Source organism: Actinocorallia aurea, assembly GCF_054783995.1.
On sequence record NZ_BAAGPQ010000028.1, the window covers coordinates 15578 to 34010 of the forward strand.

The window sequence follows — 18433 nt, forward strand, 5'->3', positions numbered from 1 at the left end:
GGAGCTCGTGCCGACGGTGAAGGAAGGTCCCCGAGCGCTGTTCGCCGAGGCCTCGCGGTGGTGGGTGCGGCTGCTGCCGTGGGGTGTGGCGTTCGTGCTCTGCGTCGTCCTGCTCCCCACCACCGTGCAGGTCCTCTCCGTCGACTACGGCCTGAACGGCGGAGTCGCGAGCGCGCTGGCCGTCGCGCAGACCGTCCCGCTGCTGCTCGCCGTCGTCCGCCCGCTGCGGGCCTGGTACGTGATCTTCGCCGCGGACGTCGCCGGAGCGCTCGCCCTGCTCACCGTCGAAGCCGGGGGAGGGCTCGTGTGGCCGTTCCCGCCCATGGAGATCGTCGGGTACGTGGGCCTCTGCCTCGCCCTGGGCCTCCGCGAAAGGCACCGGACCCTGCTGATCGTGTGGCTGGCGACGGTGGGCGCGACCATCGGCCTGGAGTTCGCGGCGCCGGAAGGCGCGAGCCGCAGCGGCATCCTGCTCACCATCCTCAGCGGCGTCGCGCTCCTGCTCGCCGGTGCGCTCCGCGAGCAGTACGAGGTGAAGCGCCGGCTCGTCGCCCAGGAGGCGATCAGCGAGGCCGAGCGGGAGCGGCGCACCCTGCTGGAGGAACGCGCCCGCATCGCGCGCGAGCTGCACGACGTGGTGGCGCACCACATGTCCGTCATCTCGATCCAGGCGGACACCGCCGCCTACCGCCACGACGGTGTGCCGCCGGCCGTGCGGGAGGAACTGACGTCCATCGCGGCGACCGCGCGGCAGTCGCTGAACGAGATGCGCCGCCTGCTCGGCGTCCTGCGCGAGGAACCGCGCAGCGAACTCGCGCCCCAGCCGGGCCTGCGGCAGGTCGGGCAGCTCGTGGAGGCGACAGCGAGAGCGGGCGTGCCGGTCGACTTCGCACCCTGTGACGCCGAGGTCTCCGAGACGGTCGGACTCACGGCGTACCGTATCGTCCAGGAGGCCCTCGCGAACGTCGTGCGGCACGCGCCGGGGGCCCCGACCCACGTGTCGGTTGCGCAGGAGGGGGAGCGGCTCACCATCGTGGTCGTCAACGGTCCGCCGCCGAACCCTCCCGCCGCGCCGCTGGAGGAGAGCGCCACCGGGCACGGCCTCGTCGGCATGCGCGAGAGGGTGCGGCTCATCGGCGGCACCGCCGACATGGGGCCGCTGCCCGACGGCGGTTTCCGGGTCGCCGCCCGACTTCCCCTGACCGAAAGGGACCTCTCGTGACGACCCGCGTCATCGTTGTCGACGACCATGCCATGGTCCGGGCGGGTTTCACCGCACTGCTGTCCGCCCAGAGCGACATCGACGTCGTGGGCGAGGCTCCCGACGGCGCGCAGGCCGTCGAGCTGAGTCGGCGCACCCATCCCGACGTCGTGCTCATGGACGTGCGGATGCCCGAGATGGACGGTCTGGAAGCCGCTCGCCGCATCCTGTCCCCGCCTCCTGGCGTGACCCACCGGCCGCGCGTCCTGATGCTCACGACGTTCGACGTCGACGACTACGTGTACGAGGCGCTGCGCGCGGGCGCGAGTGGTTTCCTGCTCAAGGACGCGCCGCCGGCCGACCTCATCGCGGCGGTCCGGATCGTGGCCTCCGGCGAGGCGCTGCTGGCCCCGTCGGTGACCCGCCGCCTCATCGAGGACATCGCCGCCCGGCGCCCCGCCGTGTCCAGGGGCAAGCCCGCGCTGCGGCTGAAGGGCCTGACCGAACGCGAGACCGAGGTCCTCACCCTCGTGGCCCGCGGACTGTCCAACACCGAGATCGCCCAGACGCTGATACTGGCCGAACAGACAGTGAAGACCCACGTCAGCCGCATCTTCACCAAGCTCGACCTCCGCGACCGCGCCCAGGCGGTGGTCTTCGCCTACGAGTCGGGCCTGGTGACCCCGGGCGAATAGGCCTGCCCGTCGGAGGACAACCACGGCGTGCTGATCAGCGATCCGGAGCAGGTGGTGCTGGAGGCCGAGCCCTACAGCCGGCTCTCCTACACCTGGCACACCATCACCCCGGAACTCGCCAAGCGCTTCGGCTGGGACGACGAACTGCTCGTCCGGCTGTCCGCCGAGGCCCGCTCGAAGGTCACCTTCACCCTGGAGGAGACCGGGCCGCGCATCGGATACCTGCCCGAATGCCCAGACACCGACCGATGCCGCGTTCTCCACGCCACGATGAACGGCTCGATCGGTCCGTCGCGGTCGGGCAGGAGGCGGTCCGGCCACCACGACCGCGCCACGGTGCCGATGTCGTACCAGCCTCCGATGTTGAGGCTCGGGGTCGTCCGGCTCTGCGACGTCGACGACAGGGGAACCTCACGCAACATCGTCGACGGGATCATCCGCGTGCGGACCGAGCCCGGACGAGTCGACGAACACGAGATCGACCTGTGGTCGACCAGCAACGTGTTCAAAGCCGGACACCGCCTGCGCGTCCACGTCACCTCCAGCAACTTCCCCCGCTGGGACCGCAACCTCAACACCGGCGAACCGGAACTGACGGCGACCAAGCCCCGCATCGCCCAGCAGACGATCCACCACGACGCCCAGCACCCCTCACACCTCATCCTGCCCGTCATCCGCTGACCAGCCTCGCAAGAGCAACGGCAGCATCCGTCCGGGTATGAGCACCAAGCGGTGGGCCGCACATCAGCGCCCGGAGCGGGCCTGGGGCGGGGTTGACGCGGAAGTCGAACGGCCAGTGACGTCAGGAGCCCGACAGGGCTCGTCCTATCGTCACTGGCCGTCACGGTCCAGCGGCTGGGCCAGAACAGCGAACCGGGCTGAGAAGCCGACTCCGCCGTTCGGTCAGGCTTTCCGGGATCCGTCGGGTCCTGACCGGCTCCTCCCCTCCGGAGGCATAGGCCGACGTGTTCCGCCTCGGCTCCGGCGACCTCGCGCTCCTACGTCCCGGTACGCGGCCTCCGACCATCCAGCGAATCCGGTCGCCGTCGTGGGCTCGCCCCCGGCCTCGCCCCTCGGGTAGCACGCCATCGGGCTTTCCGCATGACTGGTGCATTGAGCATGAGGGCACGGCGCCCGTCGTGCACGTCTATGAGCTGGATGTGCCGACCAAGGCCTACATGGCCGCTGGAATCTTCCGGACTCCGTCGAGCGTCCCGTCCCTTTCGAGATCAGGCTGGATGTGAAGGCTCTCCTGCCTCGCGTGGGCTCGGGAGAGGCGGGCCGTGAGGCGTGACGGTGCACGGCTCGCCGCTTCCGCCGTCGGCGACCTGGAGGCCGGCGTGCTCATGATGGCCCGGGGGCGCGGCATGACCTGGCAGGAGATCGCCTTCGGACTCCGCTTGGGCACTCCGCAGGCCGCCCCCAATGCCACGAACGGCTTGCCGAACGCGCCGCCGCGATGCGGCAGATCGTGGACCTCGTCGGCCTCGGCACCGGCGCTCTTCCAGGACGGCTGCGGCCCATCCTCCTGGCGTCGGCCGAGAACGCGGTGACGCCGTCCGCAGGGTCATCGCCTGCACCCGGCTCAGGTCGAGGGGAGGATGCGGCGTGTTTCGTAGGCCCACATCGCGATCTCGACGCGGTTGCGGGCGCCGAGTTTGGCCATCAGGCTCGCCAGGTGCGTCTTCACCGTGCTGAGGCTGATGTGCAGCGCATCGGCGATCTCGGTGTTGGTCAGCCCGCGGGCGACGGCGAGGAGCACCTGCTCCTCGCGGGCGGTGACGGGGGAGACCGGCTGGGCCGCGGGCCGGCCGGCGGGCAGGTCGGCGAACGTCTGGAGCAGCCGGACGGTGACGCTGGGCGCGATGAGCGCCTCACCGTCGGACGCCGACCGTACGGCCCGGGCCAGAAGGTCCGGTCCCGTGTCCTTGAGGAGGAACCCGCGGGCGCCGGCACGCAGTGCGCCGTAGACGTACTCGTCGAGGTCGAACGTGGTGATGATGACCACGACCAGCGGGTCGGCGACGCCCGGACCGGCGACCGAGCGGGTGGCCTCGAGCCCGTCGAGCACGGGCATGCGGATGTCGAACAGGCAGACGTCGGGGCGCAGTTCGCGGGCCAGACGCACTGCCTCCCGTCCGTCGGCGGCCTCGCCGACCACCTCGATCCCGGGCTGGGCGTTCAGCATGATCCGCAACCCGGTGCGGATGATCGCCTGGTCGTCAGCGACGAGGACGCGAATGGCCACGGTCGCTCCTCGCCCTCGGCAGCTCGGCTTCGACCTGCCAGCCCTGGTCGGCGCCGGGGCCGGCGCGTAGTGCGCCGCCGAGCAGGGCCGCGCGCTCGCGCAGTCCGGCGAGTCCGTATCCGGCACGCTCTCGGCCGGCGCGTTGGCCGTCGTCGCGCACGCTCACCCGTACCGTGTGCCTTTCCGCGGTGACCCGGACCACGACCTCGGTCGCACTGACCGCATGGCGCATCGCGTTGGTCACCGACTCCTGCACGATGCGGTAGATGGCCGCGTCCAAGGTCGGCGGCAGCGAGTCCAGATCGCCTTCGAGCCCCAGGTCGACCTTGAGGCGACCACCCGGCGTGCGCACCAGGCGCGCCAGGTCCGCGACGCCGGCAGGCGGCGCCAGCGTGGCGCCGGCCCCATGGTCGCGCAACGTGGCGCCGGCCCCATGGTCGCGCAACGCGGCGCCGACCCCATGGTCGCGCAACGCGGCGACGATGGCTCGCATCTCCTCCAGCGTGCGCGCCCCGTCCTCCTCGACCCCCTCCAGCGCCTCGACGGCGGCGGACGGGTCGGTGCCGGCGAGCACCCGGCCCGCCTGGGCGCGGATCACCATGGCCGACACGTGGTGGGCCACCGTGTCGTGCAGTTCCCGGGCGAGCTCCGCACGCTCGCGGGAGCGTATCTGCTCCGACTGCCGCTCGCGAGCGGCCCCCCAGAACCGCACGGCGGCCCCGATCAGGCCGGGCAGCGCCAGGAAGACGGAGCCCCCGACCATTTCGGCGGCCGGGATCTCGGCCGTGACGGCGCACAGCGCGAAGGTCGCCAGGATCACGACGCCGCCCAGCACGATCTCCCGTCCCGATCCCCAGCGGAGCAGCGCGTACACGAGCACGAGCACGACCGCGCTGGTGTCCAGGCCGACCGGCTCGGACGGTGCGGCGACGAGCGAGACCACCTGGAGCAGGATCGTCGAGCCGAACGCCAGCGCGACCATCGCCAGCGGGCGGGTCCGGCGCCACAGGGGCAGCAGGCACAGCCACACGGCGAAACCCACCGCCACCGGCCGCCACACGACGTTCTCGCGCAGGGCGGCCTCCAGCACCACGCCGCCCAGGCTCGCGGCGAGCAGCGCCCAGTCGCGCCGCACCCGGGCGGGCGCGTCGGGCGGCCGGGGTTCGGTCCACAGGGTTCGCAGGTCTTCTCGCAGCATGGTTCCCAGCGTAGGGATCGCGCCGTGCCGCGCATCGGCCGAAAGGACGGGGAGTCACCCCGACTTGGGGCCGACGGATCCGTGGCCCGCGAGCCGATGCCGCGGAGCGCCGCGGCGACGAGCCTCGACCTCGTCGGCCGTACAAGGGCGGCCGACGAGGTGGTTGGAGGACCCGATGCTCTCGAAAGCCCTGTTGCGCCTGGGCGCAAGCGCCGCCCGCCATCCCTGGCGGGTGATCGCGGCATGGCTGGTCGCCGTCGCGCTCGCCGTCCTCGCCGCGGTCGCCCTCGGCGGGCGGACGGCGGATTCGATGACCGCTCCTGGACTGGACTCCCAACGGGCCGCGGAACTGATCGAGCGGGCCGGCACCGGCCAGGAGGGGATGACCGCCCAAGTGGTCGTCACCCCCCTCGACGACGGTGCGTCGTTCTTCGACGGCAGCGCGCGCCAGGCTCTCACGCGGCTGCAGACCGAGGTGAAGCGGCTGCCGCACGTGCTCGGCACGAGCGACCCGGTGGGAGCACTCGACGCGGGCGGGGACACCGCCGCGCGCGGCGGGCTCGTCTCGGCCGACGGGCGGATCGCGGTCGTCCGGTTGCAGTACCCCGACCAGAACCGGCTGTCGGCCGCGGACCTCGACGCCCTCGTCGATCTCGGCGACCGGCTGCGTGCCGAGCTGCCTCTGCGCATCGAGATGGGCGGGGACCTCTTCTACGCCTTCGCCGCCCCCAACAGCGGTGCGAGCGAGCTGATCGGCATCCTCGCCGCGGCCGCGATCCTGTTCCTGGCGTTCGGTTCGCTCGTCGCCGCCGCGCTGCCGATCGGCATGGCGGTCTTCGGACTGACCTTCGGGGTCGCCACGATGACGGTGCTGGCGGGGGTCACGGACGTCCCCGCCTTCGCACCCGTCCTGGGCAGCATGGTCGGGCTCGGAGTCGGCATCGACTACGCGCTGTTCGTGCTCGCCAAGCACCGGGAGTACCTTGCCCGCGGGCTCGATCCCCGCGAGGCGGCCGGACGAGCGGTGGCCACGGCGGGAAGGCCCGTGGTCTTCGCCGGCGGCACCGTCGTCGTGTCGATCCTCGGCCTGGCGGTCGCGAACGTGCCGTTCATGACGGTGGGCGCGCTCGCCGTCTCGATCGTCGTCCTCACCATGGTGGTCGCGTCGGTGACGCTGCTGCCGGCCTTCCTCAGCGCCGCCGGCCCGCGCCTGGCCCCGCCCGGCCGGATCGGCCGGGCCCTGCAGACTACGAAGCCGGGCCGGCCCGCACGGCGGCGGGACCCGGCGGCGGGCGCCGCCCACGCCCCCGGGTGGCGTCGCTGGATCGGGCACGTCAGCCGGCACCCGGTGCCGTACGCGGTCGGCGCGGCGGGGCTGCTGCTGACCGCGACGCTGCCCGTGCTCGGCCTGCGCGTCGGCCTGCCCGACGACGGCTCGATGCCGGACAGCCGTACCGAGCGCCGCGCCTACGACCTCGTCGCCGAGGGGTTCGGCCCGGGCACCAACGGCCCCCTCGTCATCGCCGCGGACCCCACCGGTGATCCGGGGGCGCTGGACCGACTCGTCGCAGCGGTCGAGACGGATCCCGGCATCGCCTCCGTCGCGCCGACGCACCTCGATCGGGCCACCGGCATCGCGACCCTCGTGGTGTTCCCGACCACCGGCCCTCAGGACAAGGCCACGGCCGACACCATCGCCCGGCTGCGCGCCGACGTGCTGCCCACGGCGATCGGGCACGGCCCGGCCAGGGCCCATGTCGGCGGCGCCGCCGCGAGCCTGTCCGATGTGGGGCAACGCACCAGCCAACGCCTGCCGGCGTTCGTCACCGCCGTGCTGGCGATGTCGTTCCTGCTGCTGATGCTGGTCTTCCGCTCGATACTCGTACCGCTCAAGGCGGTACTGCTGAACCTGCTGAGCATCGGCGCGGCCTACGGCATCATGGTCGCGGTCTTCCAGTGGGGCTGGGGAGGCGCGCTCATCGGGCTGGAAGCGACGGTTCCGATCGTGTCGTTCATCCCGATGTTCCTCTTCGCCATCCTGTTCGGCCTGTCGATGGACTACGAGGTGTTCCTCCTCTCCCGTGTACGCGAGGAGTACCTGCGCACCGGCGACAACGGCACGGCGATCGTCGAGGGCGTCTCGGGCACCGCCCGGATCATCACCTCGGCGGCCCTCATCATGGTGGCCGTCTTCCTGTCCTTCGCCGCCTCCGCGGACCCCTCCGCCAAAATGTTCGGGCTCGGCCTGGCCACCGCGATCCTCATCGACGCCACGGTCGTACGCATGGTGCTGGTACCGGCGACCATGACCCTCCTCGGCCGGTCCAACTGGTGGCTGCCGAAGTGGCTGGACAGGCTGCTTCCCCGCGGCCCGGTCGGCACCGACGGCACCGACGCGGAATCCGAGTGAGGGCGGGCCGGGGTGCCCGCCGACGCCGAACCGGACATCGACGTCCTCGGTCTGCTCGCGGAGCGGACGGGCACGCTGACACCGTCGGCACGGAGACCCTGATGACCCCTGATCAGCGCCAGTTCCTGCTGGTCCTCACCCCGGCCGACGCCGAGTCCCGTGATCGCCTCGACCTCCTGCGCGTCCTCGGCACCGAGGAGTTCCGGGGGACCCCCGTGCGCTGACGCGGCCTCGCTTCGTCCGTAGAAATGGGGCCTTGACCCTTCGCTGCCTCCATCATACATTCACCCAGAATCTGTATGAATGGAGGCGTCGATGCGCGGACGGACGGCTGTGGTGCTCGGGGGGAGCGTGGCGGGGCTGTGCGCCGCGGGGGTGCTCGCGCGGCACTTCGACGAGGTGGTCGTCCTGGAGCGGGACGACCTGCCGCCGGGGGCCGAGCACCGCCGGGGCGTGCCGCAGAGCAAGCACCCGCACTTCCTGCTGAACTCCGGTCGGCGAGCGATCGGGGAGATCTTCCCCGGGTTCGAGGAGGCGCTGATCGCGGCGGGCGGGATGCACCTGATGCCGTCCATGGACGCGGCCTACTGCGAGAACGACGGCTGGGCGCCGCGCAAGAACGGCTCCATGACGATGGTGTACAGCTCCCGGGTGCTCATTGAAAGGGTGCTGCGCGAGAAGGTCCGCGAGCTGCCCGCGATCGTGATCCGCGAGGGCGTCACCGTCACGGGCCTGCGGACGAACGGGGGAGGCACCCCGGGCGGACGGGTCGAGGGCGTCGAGTTCAGCACCGCGGAAGGCGACGGGCACCTCGCCGCCGACCTCGTGGTGGACGCGCTGGGCCGCGGCTCCTCGGTGGCCGACTGGCTGAGCGCGGCGGGCTGGGCCGCGCCGCCGGAGAAGACCCTCGACGCCAAGGTCACCTACACCTCGCGCTGGTACGACCTGCCCGCGGAGCGCCCCGCCTCCTGGTGGTGGAAGCACCTGGTCATCACGCCCACCCAGGACACCGGGGCGCACCCCGAGGAGCACGAGTTCCTCAGCAACTTCTTCCCGATCGAGGGCGACCGCGCGATCGTGTGCATGGGGTCGTGGGGGATCGAGATGCCGCGCAAGGCCGACGCGTTCGAGGCCGCGGCGGACCGGGTCCGGGCCGCCGCCTTCGGCTCCGCGACCCGCGCCTGCACGCCCACGTCCGAGGTCCATCTGACCCGCTCCACCGGCAACAAGTGGCGCCGCTTCGACCTCCTCGGCACGCCCCCGGCCGGTCTCGTCTGCATCGGCGACGCGATCTGCGCGTTCAACCCGTTCTACGCCCAGGGCATGAGCTCGGCCGCGCGCTCGGCCCTCATCCTCGGCGAGTTGCTGCGCGACCGCGACGCCCTCGACACCGCCTTCTTCGCCGCGTTCCTCGCCGAGCAGAAGAAGTCCCTCGACGTGCCGTGGATGCTCGCGATGGCCCGCGACCAGGCCTACGACTTCGCGACCGGCACCGAGGTCGCCCCGGCCTGGAAGCGCAGGCTCGCCGCCCGCTTCAGCTGGCCGATCTTCAACGCCATCAACGCCGCGAGCCGCGAGGACGCCTACGTCGAGGGCACGTTCGCGGAGGTCTTCAACCTCGACAAGTCGCTCAGGCAGATGGCGACGGACCCGCGCTTCTGGTTCGGCATAGCGCGCTACAAGATCCGGGAGAGGCTCGGCCGCACCGTCGTGCCCGGAGGCTTCGACGACCAGGCCGACCCTCCCGGCACCGACTACACCGGCTACACGGGCCCCGCCCGCTCCTCGTCCGACCTCGTGGAAGCGTGAGGAGGCCGTGATGGACCACACCTGCGACGACACCGCCGCCCGGATCGCCGAAGGGCTCGGCTTCTCCTGCCGGGACGCGAATCCCGTGGTGACGTTCCGGAACCCGTTCGGGCTGGAGAACGGGACGCTGCCCGTGCTGGAACTGCTCATCGTCGGCGGCGCGGTGTTCGCGCTCGTCTTCGCGTGGCGGAGGTGGCGGCGCGACGGCGACCCCGTCAACCTCTCGCTGTGGTTCGCCTCGGTGGTGTACCTCGCGGTGATCGAGCCGCCGCTGTACTTCCCCGGCTGGTTCGGTCTGGAGGAGCACGTCGGGTTCATCTTCTCGCACAACGTGTTCAGCGTGCAGTTCATGTTCGACCGGCTGCCGCTGTACATCGTCGCGTTCTATCCGGCCATCTCGCAGCTCGCCTACGAGGTCGTCCGCGCCCTCGGCGTCTTCGCGCGGCGCGGCCCGCTGGTCGGCTCGGTGGCCGTCGCGTTCGCGTGCCAGGTCTTCTACGAGATCTTCGACCACCTCGGCCCCCAGCTCCAGTGGTGGGCCTGGAACCCGGACAACACGATGATCAACCAGCCCGCGCTCGCGTCGGTGCCGCTGAACAGCATGCTGCTCTTCGCCTCGGTCTCCTTCGGCGCGATGACGTACCTGGTCGTCCGCCTCGTCGGAGCGAAGGACGGCCGGGGCGCGCTGTCCGGCTTCCAGGTCGGCTGGCGCACCGTCCTTGCCGGAGCGCTGACGCCGCTCGCGATGATGATCGTGAGCGCGCCCACCGGGGCCTTCCGCGACGGCCTCGGCGTGCAGAAGGCGATCACGGGCACCGAGCTCGCCGTCGTCTGGGTGGTCGGCCTCTATCTGCTGTTCGACGGGTGGCGGGCGGTGCGCTCCGGCGCGGTGCCCCCGATCGCGTCGCCGGTCTTCGTGCGGATCTATCCGGCGCTGTACCTCGGTGTCCATGTCCTCCTGTGGTTGGTCGCGCTGCCCGCGTACTTCGGGGCGACCGACGGCGTCACCGAGCGGGGGACGCCGGTCGGCAGCCTCTGGTACGCGGCGGCGTGCGCGGTCGCGGCGGCCGGGTTGCTGGCGGCCGCGCTGCCCGCGACGAGGGCACGGGCCGCGGCGGAGCCTGTGCGATCCTAGGGGCATGGCGCACCACGGCTGGGGAGGTCGGCCTCCCGCATCGACCGCCGAGGCCCGGCAGCGCATCGTCGACGCCACCGCGCGGTGCATCGACAGGCACGGCGTCGCGAAGACGACCCTGTCCGACGTGGCGAGCGAACTCGGGGTCACCCGCCAGACCGTCTACCGGCACTTCGCCCGGATCAGCGACATCGTCGGCGAGGTCGCCGCGCAGGGCGCCGAGTCGTTCGTCGACCGGCTCGTCGCCCACCTCCAGGGCGTCACCGAGCCGGCCGAGGCGGTCGTCGAGGGCATGGTCTTCTGCGTCCGGACGATCCCGACCGAGCCGCGGCTGAGCCTGCTGCTCCAGGTCGGCGACTCCGGTGCGTTCGGCCGGGGCGCCACCACCGCCGACGCGATCGGCTACGGCGCCCGGATGCTGCACCGCTTCCCCGTCGACTGGCCCGCCGCCGGAATCACCGACGACGAGCTGGGCGGCCTCGCCGAGATGATCATGCGTCTCCTCACCTCCTTCCTCCAGAACCCCAGCGCGCCGCCCCACTCCGAAGCCGACCTCCGCGCCCTCCTCACCCGCTGGCTGGCCCCGGCCCTCACCCGGCGTCCGGCCCCGGTCTCCGGCGACCGCTGAGCCCGTACCGCGCGCACCCGCCCGGCGCCCTGTGCCGGGCGGGTGCGCGCGGTGAGGGCGATCCCCGAAACGGGGACCGTCACCTGCGCCGGTCGACGGGCCGAACGGTGTTCACGGGCCTGTTGTTGCCCCTTTGTTTCCGCCCGTTTGTGCGGCTGTTGCGGGGTGGACGTTCTGTCAAGGGTCCGGGCGATTCCACCGATGGATCGCTCATTGCGGGTGCCGCGGCCGCGTTGCGAGGCTAGGTGACGCGGCCGGAAGACCCCCTCTGGCCTGCGGTTTCCCTCGCAGATGTGCGCTGGAGGATTTACATGAACAGGTCACGTGAGGCGCGCGGCGGTGTGCACGGGCGGCGCGACGTCCTCAGGCTCTTCGGCGCGGGCGCCGGAGTGCTCGCCGCGGGCGGGCTGCTGTCCGCCTGCGGCGGGGACTCCTCCGGCGGGACGTCCGCGGACGGCACCCTCACCGTCAAGGACCAGCTCGGCTGGCTGAAGCTCACCCAGTACGGCGGGTTCTACGCCGCCGAGAAGAAGGGCTACTACGCCGCGGAGAAGATCTCCACGACCTTCACCGCGGGCGGCCCGAACATCCTCGCCTGGCAGCAGATCGCCTCCGGCCGCGCCATGACCGGCGACGACGACAACACCAACGTCCTCGTCGCCGCCGCCAAGGGCAGGCCCCTGGTCATCTACGGCGCGATCTTCCAGACGTCGCCCTTCGCGATCATCAGCAAGAAGAGCGACCCGATCACCGGCATCGCGGACTTCGCGGGCCGCACCATCGCCGTCACCGAGGCGTCCCGGGCGCAGTTCGAGTCCCTGGTGAAGAAGGCGGGCGTCAAGGACGTCACCTTCGTACCGGCCGGCACCGACCCCACCCAGCTCACCACCGGCCAGGTCTCCGGCTACTCCGGCTACGCCACCTCCCAGGCGGTGGCCCTCCAGCAGCAGGGCGTCGAGGTGAACGTGCTCTACCTGGAGGACCTCGGGGTCAAGAGCTACGGCAACGTCCTGGTCACCACGCGCGAGCAACTGGACGGCCACCACGACGAGCTGGTCCGCTTCCTGCGCGCCACCATCAAGGGCCACGAGTACATGAACGCCCACCCCGCAGAGATCGGCGAGCTGGTGGCGACGGACTGGAACGGCGGCAGCCTGAAGGCCGCGGACGAGATCGCCACCGCCGAGTTCCAGAAGGACCTCATCGCCTCGCCCAAGGGCGTCCTGCAGGTCGACCCGGCGAAGATGCAGACGATCATCGACGACCTCGTGGAGGTCGGCACTCTCGCGAAGAGCCTCAAGGCCGCCGACGTCGTCGACACCTCGGTGCTGGAAGCCGCCTACGGCGGGCGCACCTCCCTCCTGTCCTGAACCCGCGCCCCGGGCGCCGCCTCCCCGCGGCGGCCCGGGCCCGCCGCCGCCCTGGGCGCCGTACCGCCCAGGCCCGATCACCCGAACGAAGCGGAGCACCCGTGATCATCGACGCGTACAACAACGTCTGGCAGGCCGGAGGAACCTCGGACTACCTGACCGCCGAGTCCTACACCCCGGAGAACATGATCGCGTCGATGGACGCGGCCGGCGTCGACATGGCGGTGGGCTGCTCCCTCGGCCAGATGATCGACAACGCGTTCATCGCCCGCACCGTGGCCGCGTACCCGGACCGCATCGTCGGCTTCGGCCAGGTCGACCCGCGCCGCCCCGACGCCGTCGAGACGGTCACGGCGTGCGCGCGGGAGTACGGCCTGCGCGGACTGAAGCTCCACCCCACCATGCACGGCTACCACTTCGCCGACCACGGACTGCTCGACCCGATCTTCGAGGCCTGCCGCGAGAACGGCCTGATGATCCTGGTGAACGCGCTCGACGACCCGTTCTGCGCGCCGCTGTCCATCGAGGAGATCTCCCGCTCGTTCCCCGAGGTGCCGCTGCTCATCGCGCACATGGGGACGATCTGGAACGTCAATGAGGCCATCCTGGTGGCCGAGCGCAACGAGCACATCTACCTGGAGACCTCCGGCACCCAGCTCATCGAGGTCCAGATGGCCTACCGGCGGCTCGGCGCGGGCCGCCTCGTCATGGGCACCGACTGGCCCGGCAGCCACTTCGACCTGGAACGCGCGAAGATCGCCCGGGCGATCCCCGACGAGAAGGACCGGGCCCTGGTCGAGGGCGCCAACCTCGCCCGCCTGCTGGGCCTGCCCGACCGGACCACCGCCCCGGAAGCGGGCCGGGTATGAGCCCCGCGAAGGGCGCCCCGCCCGCGGGCGGCGGAACCGGAGTCGTCCGCGCCACCGGCATCGGCAAGCGCTTCGACGTCGGCGGCAGCGACTTCACCGCCCTCGACGACATCGCCCTCACCGTCCGCGAAGGCAGCTTCTGCACCCTCATCGGCCCCTCCGGCTGCGGGAAGTCCACGCTCCTGCGCATCCTGTCGGACATCGTGCCGCCCACCACCGGCACCGTCGAGATCTTCGGCCGCACCCCGGCCGAGGCCCGCGGCGCCGGGGAGTTCGGCTTCGTCTTCCAGGACCCGGTGCTCCTGCCCTGGCGCACCGCCCAGGCCAACGTCGAACTGCCTTTGCAGGTCACCGGCGTGCCGAAGGCCGAGCGCCGCGAGCGCGCCGCCGAACTGCTGCGGCTCGTCGGCCTGGAGGGCTTCGAGAAGGCCCTGCCCGCGAAGCTGTCCGGCGGTATGGCCCGCCGGGTGGCGATCGCCCGCGCGCTCATCCTGGGGCCCCGGCTGCTCTTCCTCGACGAGCCGTTCAACGGCCTCGACGAGATCCGCCGCCGCCAGATGAACGACGAACTCCAGCGCATCTGGATGAGCACCGGCACCACCGCGGTCCTGGTCACCCACGACGTCTCCGAGGCGGTGTTCCTCTCCGACCAGGTCCTGGTCATGGGCCGCGGCCCCGGCCGCGTCATCGCCGAACTGGACATCGACCTGCCCCGTCCGCGCACCGCCGAGACCATGCTGCTGCCGCGGTTCACCGAGTACGAGCGCGAGCTGACCGCCCTGCTGACCGGCGCCTACGAAGGAGCCGGCCTGTGAGCCGGCGCCGCGCCGCCGGGACCGACGTGCTCGGCCGCCACGCGCTGAGCCGCCGCGCCACCCTGCTGATCGGGCTGGCCGTCTACGCCGTCCTCCTCGCCGCCTGGGAGATCTACGGCCGCTCCGCCTACCAGCCGGGCGGCGCGCTCCCTCCGCCGTCCAGGATCCTCGGCGTCCTGTGGGAGAACCGGGACAACTACGCCCGCAACACCTGGGCGACCGTGGGCGAGGCCGCGGCCGGGTTCGCCGGGGGAGTGCTGCTCGCCGTGCTGCTCGCCCTGGTCGTGGACCGCTTCCGTGCCGTCGGCGACGGGCTGCACCGCCTCGCCCTGATGCTCTACAGCATCCCGGTGATCGGCCTCGCGCCCGCCCTCGTCGCCTGGCTCGGCCTCGGCTTCGCCTCCAAGGCTGCGGTGGCCCTGCTCGCCGCGTTCTTCCCCGTCCTGGTCAATCTGGTGGGCGCGTTGCGCGCCACCGACCCCCGCGTACGCGAACTGGGCAGGATCCTCGCCCTCGGCCGGACGAAGGAACTGCTGCGGCTCCGGCTGCCGTACGCGCTGCCCGCGTTCGTGGCGTCCCTGAAGATCGCCGCGCCGGCCGCGTTCATCGGCGCCATGATCGCCGAGTGGGTGGGCGCGGACCAGGGCCTCGGACTCGCCCTGCTGTACGCGATGTTCGGCTACCAGATGCCCGAGATGTGGGCGGCGCTCGTGCTGTCCACCGCAGTCACCGGGCTGCTGGCCGCGCTGTTCGGCGGCCTCGCCCGGATCGCCACCCCGTGGCACGCCTCGGTCGGCGCGGCGGGGGAGGGACGGTGACCGTCATCGACTCCCTGCCCACGGCGAAGGCCCCGGCCACGCCCGGCCGCCGGGCGGTCCGCCTCGTGCGCCGCCTGCGCGAACCCCTCGTGTCGTCCGCGGTGCTCGTCCTCGCGGTCCTCGGGTGGGAGGCCGTGGTGCGCCTCAGCGGCACCCCCGACTACGCGCTCCCCGCCCCGAGCCTGATCGTCTCCACCGCGGACTGGACGGCCGTGCTGACCGCCGCCCGGGACACCGTGGTCGCGGTCCTGGCGGGCTTCGCCGCCGGCAACGCCGCCGGACTGCTCCTCGCCCTTCTCATCTCCGCGTCGCCGGTGCTGGCCGCGGTCCTCTACCCCCTCGCGCTCACCGTGCGGGCCGTGCCCGTGGTGGCGCTCGCCCCCTTCATCACCCTGGTCGCGGGCCGGGGCGCCGCGCCGACCGTCGTGGTCGCCGCCCTGATCGTGTTCTTCCCGACGCTGGTCAACGTCCTGCTCGGGCTGCGCTCGGTGGAACGCGAGGCGCTGGAGCTGATGCACGTCCTCAACTGCCGCGCCGGAACGGTCTACTGGCGGGTGCGGCTGCCCGCCGCGATGCCCGCCTTCTTCGACTCCCTGCGGATCGCCGCCCCGGCCGCGGTGCTCGGCGTGATGACCGCGGAGTGGCTGATCGGCGGCGACGGCCTCGGCAAGCTCGTCATCGGCATGGCGCTCGCCCAGGACACCGCCACGATGTGGGGCGCGATCCTCGCCTCCTCTGTCGTCGCGGGCCTGGTGTACGCCGCCGTCACCTTCGCCGAGCGCCGCATGCTGCCCTGGGCGGTGCGCCGATGAACCGCGCGCCCGCCGACGGCCCCCTGCTGCTGCGCTGCCGCACCCTGGTCGCCGACGCTGCGGCCGCGCCGCTGGCCGACGCGGGCGTGCTGGTGGACCCCACCGGCACCGTGGCCCGGGTGGCGCCGTACGCGCGGCTGGCCGGCGAGGTGCCCGCCGCCGACACCGAGGAACTGGACGGCGTGGTCCTGCCCGCCTTCACCGACGCCCACAGCCATCTGCGGGCGCTGCCCCTGGCCGAGCAGGACGTCGCCGACGCCGACCTGGAGAGCTGGGTCGTCCGGCTGACCGGCACCACCGCGCTCGACCCCGGCGACGAGGCCCTCGCCGCCGCGGACGGCCTGACGGCCACCGGGGTGACCACCGTGCAGGCCGTCCACCACACCTTCGCGGGACCCGAGGAGTACACCGCCTCGGTGACCGCGGTGGCGCGGTCGCTGGTGCTGGCCGGGCTGCGGGCCCAGCTCGCCGTCGGTCTCACCGACCAGGCCGAGTTCGCTCCGGAGCCCGCCTCCGGCACCGCGGGAACGCCCGCGCCGCCGCACCGCGGCCTGCGCCCCGACCGGCTCCCCGCCCTGTTCGCCGGGCTCCTTCGGTCCGCCGAACGATGGCCCGGCGTACGGATCGCCCTCGCACCGGTGGCCCCGCAGTGGTGCTCCGACGAGGCACTGGACGCGCTGCGCCGCTGCGCGGCCGACGGCGTGCGGCTGCACACCCATCTGCTGGAGAGCCCCCACCAGCGGGGCTGGCTCGCCGACGGCGACGACCCGGTGGCCCGGCTCGACCGGCACCGGCTGCTCGGCCCCGGCACCTCGGCCGCCCACGGCGTCTGGCTCACCGACGCCGAGACCGCCCTGCTCGCGGCGCGCGGCACGGCCCTCGTGCACTGCCCGACGTCCAACCTGCGGCTCGGCTCCGGCGACGCCCGGGTGCGGTCCTGGCTCGACGCCGGGGCGGCCGTGGCGCTCGGCCTGGACAGCCAGCACCAGGGGCCGCCCGACATGTTCGCCGAGATGCGCGCCGCGCTGGCCGCGGCCGAACGCGCCGGAGGTCCGCTGACGCCCAGGGAGGCGCTCGCCATGGCCACCGAGGGCGGGGCCGCCGCGACCGGGAACACCGGCCGCCTCGGCCGGATCGCCCCCGGCCACCGCGCGGACCTGGTCTGCGTCGCGGTCCCCGGCGCGGGCGGCGCCGACGTCGTGGAGCGCGTCGTCCACGAGGCGACGTACCGCGACGTCAGCGACGTGCTGCGCGCCGGACGGTGGCTGGTCGGCGCGGGCGTGACCCAGCGCGGACCCGAGGCGGCCGCCGCCCGGACCAGGCTCCGGGCCGCCCTCTCGGCCGACCGGGTCGCCCGGGCGCGCCGGATGGCCGCCCTCGCCGCCCCGGAGGCGGCCCTGCGCGCCCTGCTGGACGACACGACGGCACGACGGCGGTACGCGGGGACCGCCGCGCACGACCTGCCGCACGGCCCGCACGGCCCGCACGGCCCGTACGGATCGGGCGGCTCGTACGGCCGCCGGGACAAGGGGGAGGCATGATGCCGGTCCTGCACGGCCCGGCCGCGCCGGTCGTGGCCGCGGGCTGTGACCTGGGCGAAGGACCCGCCTGGGACGACGCCACCGGAGAACTGCACTGGGCGGACATCCCGGCCGGCCGGCTCCACCGCTACCACCCGCCGACCGGCACGGCCCGGCATCGCGACTTCGGGCACGCGGTGAGCGCCGTCCTGCCCCGCGCCGCAGGCGGCCACGCGGTCGCCGCCCGGCACGGCGTCCTGCTCCTCGACGAGGAGGGCCGCACCGAGCGGACCGTCGCCGTGCCCGGCGAACCCGAGGGCAACCGGCTCGGCGACGCCGGGGTGGACCCCGCCGGACGGCTCTGGTTCGGCACCCTCGACCTCGACATGCTGCCCGGCCGCGGCGCCCTGTACCGGCTCGACCCCGGCGCCGGAGCGCCCCGCCGGATCCTGCCGGGCACCAGCGTCGCCAACGGCCTCGGCTGGTCCCCGGACGGCACCCGCATGTACTTCATCGACAGCGCCACCCGCCGCGTCGACGTCCTCGACTACGACCCCGCCACCGGCGCGGCCACCGGACGCCGCCCCTGGGCGACCGTCGAGGACGAGGCGGGTGTGCCCGACGGGCTCGCCGTCGACGCCGAGGGCGGAGTGTGGGTAGCGCTCTGGCGCGGCGGCCAGGTCCGCCGCTACGGCCCCGACGGGACGCACGACATGACCCTCCCGCTCCCGGTCAGCCAGGTCACCAGCTGCGCCTTCGGCGGACCCGGCCTCGGCCTGCTCTATGTCACCACCGGCCGGGTCGGCATGAGCGACCGCCGGCTGGCCGCGGAACCCGCCGCGGGCGCCCTGTTCGCCGCCGACGTCGGCGTCCCCGGCCTCCCGGTGCCGCGCTGCGCGGTCTGA

The 18433-nt window shown here is 73.0% G+C and carries 17 protein-coding genes and 1 pseudogene; 16 read left to right on the forward strand and 2 right to left on the reverse strand.

All coding sequences use genetic code 11. The annotated features are described in order from the left end of the window. The first annotated feature begins 7 nt into the window (after positions 1–7). From ACYVOM_RS31075 to ACYVOM_RS31090, 4 genes and pseudogenes are all read left to right on the forward strand, one after another. Positions 8–1222, forward strand: a complete 1215-nt coding sequence (locus tag ACYVOM_RS31075; protein WP_460307118.1) for a sensor histidine kinase — start codon at positions 8–10, stop codon at positions 1220–1222. Beyond that, positions 1219–1896 carry a response regulator gene (locus ACYVOM_RS31080; RefSeq protein WP_460307119.1) on the forward strand — a complete coding sequence of 226 codons (678 nt, stop codon included), beginning with the start codon at positions 1219–1221 and terminating at the stop codon, positions 1894–1896. Before ACYVOM_RS31075 ends, ACYVOM_RS31080 begins: the two co-directional genes overlap by 4 nt. 27 nt (positions 1897–1923) lie before the next feature. Next, positions 1924–2577 (forward strand): CocE/NonD family hydrolase, encoded by a 654-nt coding sequence (locus tag ACYVOM_RS31085; protein WP_460307120.1) that lies wholly within the window; start codon positions 1924–1926, stop codon positions 2575–2577. A 647-nt stretch (positions 2578–3224) separates the two neighbouring features. Further along, positions 3225–3346: pseudogene (locus ACYVOM_RS31090) on the forward strand (DNA-binding protein); the annotation flags it as partial. A 135-nt stretch (positions 3347–3481) separates the two neighbouring features. Here ACYVOM_RS31090 and ACYVOM_RS31095 read toward each other — a convergent pair. Beyond that, entirely contained in the window at positions 3482–4144 is a 663-nt protein-coding gene (locus ACYVOM_RS31095; RefSeq protein WP_460307121.1) for a response regulator, read from the reverse strand. Beyond that, positions 4119–5342: a sensor histidine kinase gene (locus ACYVOM_RS31100; RefSeq protein ID WP_460307122.1), complete on the reverse strand. Its 1224-nt coding sequence runs from the start codon at positions 5340–5342 to the stop codon at positions 4119–4121. The genes ACYVOM_RS31095 and ACYVOM_RS31100 overlap by 26 nt, the downstream gene beginning before the upstream one ends. Positions 5343–5517: 175 nt before the next feature. Between ACYVOM_RS31100 and ACYVOM_RS31105 the strand changes: the two genes are divergently transcribed. The 12 genes from ACYVOM_RS31105 to ACYVOM_RS31160 all read left to right on the forward strand — a co-directional run bounded on the left by ACYVOM_RS31105 (position 5518) and on the right by ACYVOM_RS31160 (position 18433). Continuing rightward, complete coding sequence (locus tag ACYVOM_RS31105; RefSeq protein ID WP_460307123.1) at positions 5518–7752, forward strand: MMPL family transporter; 2235 nt, start codon at positions 5518–5520, stop codon at positions 7750–7752. A gap of 101 nt (positions 7753–7853) precedes the next feature. Beyond that, positions 7854–7976, forward strand: coding sequence for a hypothetical protein (locus ACYVOM_RS31110; RefSeq protein ID WP_460307124.1), 123 nt, complete (start codon positions 7854–7856; stop codon positions 7974–7976). 91 nt (positions 7977–8067) lie between these two features. After that, positions 8068–9561, forward strand: coding sequence for an FAD-dependent oxidoreductase (locus tag ACYVOM_RS31115; RefSeq protein ID WP_460307125.1), 1494 nt, complete (start codon positions 8068–8070; stop codon positions 9559–9561). Between the two features lie 10 nt (positions 9562–9571). Further along, positions 9572–10696: a hypothetical protein gene (locus tag ACYVOM_RS31120; RefSeq protein WP_460307126.1), complete on the forward strand. Its 1125-nt coding sequence runs from the start codon at positions 9572–9574 to the stop codon at positions 10694–10696. A gap of 4 nt (positions 10697–10700) precedes the next feature. Further along, positions 10701–11324, forward strand: a complete 624-nt coding sequence (locus ACYVOM_RS31125; RefSeq protein ID WP_460307127.1) for a TetR/AcrR family transcriptional regulator — start codon at positions 10701–10703, stop codon at positions 11322–11324. Positions 11325–11635: 311 nt separating this feature from the next. Beyond that, positions 11636–12694: an ABC transporter substrate-binding protein gene (locus ACYVOM_RS31130; protein ID WP_460307128.1), complete on the forward strand. Its 1059-nt coding sequence runs from the start codon at positions 11636–11638 to the stop codon at positions 12692–12694. 101 nt (positions 12695–12795) lie between these two features. After that, positions 12796–13563, forward strand: coding sequence for an amidohydrolase family protein (locus ACYVOM_RS31135; protein ID WP_460307129.1), 768 nt, complete (start codon positions 12796–12798; stop codon positions 13561–13563). Beyond that, the gene (locus ACYVOM_RS31140; RefSeq protein ID WP_460307130.1) at positions 13560–14378 is read left to right on the forward strand and encodes an ABC transporter ATP-binding protein; all 819 of its coding nucleotides are present in this window, start codon (positions 13560–13562) and stop codon (positions 14376–14378) included. The genes ACYVOM_RS31135 and ACYVOM_RS31140 overlap by 4 nt, the downstream gene beginning before the upstream one ends. Then, positions 14375–15196, forward strand: a complete 822-nt coding sequence (locus ACYVOM_RS31145; RefSeq protein ID WP_460307131.1) for an ABC transporter permease — start codon at positions 14375–14377, stop codon at positions 15194–15196. Before ACYVOM_RS31140 ends, ACYVOM_RS31145 begins: the two co-directional genes overlap by 4 nt. Next, entirely contained in the window at positions 15193–16008 is an 816-nt protein-coding gene (locus ACYVOM_RS31150) for an ABC transporter permease (RefSeq protein ID WP_460307132.1), read from the forward strand. Before ACYVOM_RS31145 ends, ACYVOM_RS31150 begins: the two co-directional genes overlap by 4 nt. Continuing rightward, entirely contained in the window at positions 16005–17549 is a 1545-nt protein-coding gene (locus tag ACYVOM_RS31155) for an amidohydrolase family protein (RefSeq protein WP_460307133.1), read from the forward strand. Before ACYVOM_RS31150 ends, ACYVOM_RS31155 begins: the two co-directional genes overlap by 4 nt. Further along, on the forward strand, positions 17546–18433 hold the full coding sequence (locus tag ACYVOM_RS31160) for an SMP-30/gluconolactonase/LRE family protein (RefSeq protein ID WP_460307134.1): 888 nt from the start codon (positions 17546–17548) through the stop codon (positions 18431–18433). The genes ACYVOM_RS31155 and ACYVOM_RS31160 overlap by 4 nt, the downstream gene beginning before the upstream one ends.

Coding starts and splice junctions, on each gene's coding strand:
- ACYVOM_RS31100 (WP_460307122.1), bottom strand. CDS start 5,342: ATGCTGCGAGAAGACCTGCGAACCCTGTGGACCGAACCCCGGCCGCCC.
- ACYVOM_RS31105 (WP_460307123.1), top strand. CDS start 5,518: ATGCTCTCGAAAGCCCTGTTGCGCCTGGGCGCAAGCGCCGCCCGCCAT.
- ACYVOM_RS31110 (WP_460307124.1), top strand. CDS start 7,854: ATGACCCCTGATCAGCGCCAGTTCCTGCTGGTCCTCACCCCGGCCGAC.
- ACYVOM_RS31115 (WP_460307125.1), top strand. CDS start 8,068: ATGCGCGGACGGACGGCTGTGGTGCTCGGGGGGAGCGTGGCGGGGCTG.
- ACYVOM_RS31120 (WP_460307126.1), top strand. CDS start 9,572: ATGGACCACACCTGCGACGACACCGCCGCCCGGATCGCCGAAGGGCTC.
- ACYVOM_RS31125 (WP_460307127.1), top strand. CDS start 10,701: ATGGCGCACCACGGCTGGGGAGGTCGGCCTCCCGCATCGACCGCCGAG.
- ACYVOM_RS31130 (WP_460307128.1), top strand. CDS start 11,636: ATGAACAGGTCACGTGAGGCGCGCGGCGGTGTGCACGGGCGGCGCGAC.
- ACYVOM_RS31140 (WP_460307130.1), top strand. CDS start 13,560: ATGAGCCCCGCGAAGGGCGCCCCGCCCGCGGGCGGCGGAACCGGAGTC.
- ACYVOM_RS31155 (WP_460307133.1), top strand. CDS start 16,005: ATGAACCGCGCGCCCGCCGACGGCCCCCTGCTGCTGCGCTGCCGCACC.
- ACYVOM_RS31160 (WP_460307134.1), top strand. CDS start 17,546: ATGATGCCGGTCCTGCACGGCCCGGCCGCGCCGGTCGTGGCCGCGGGC.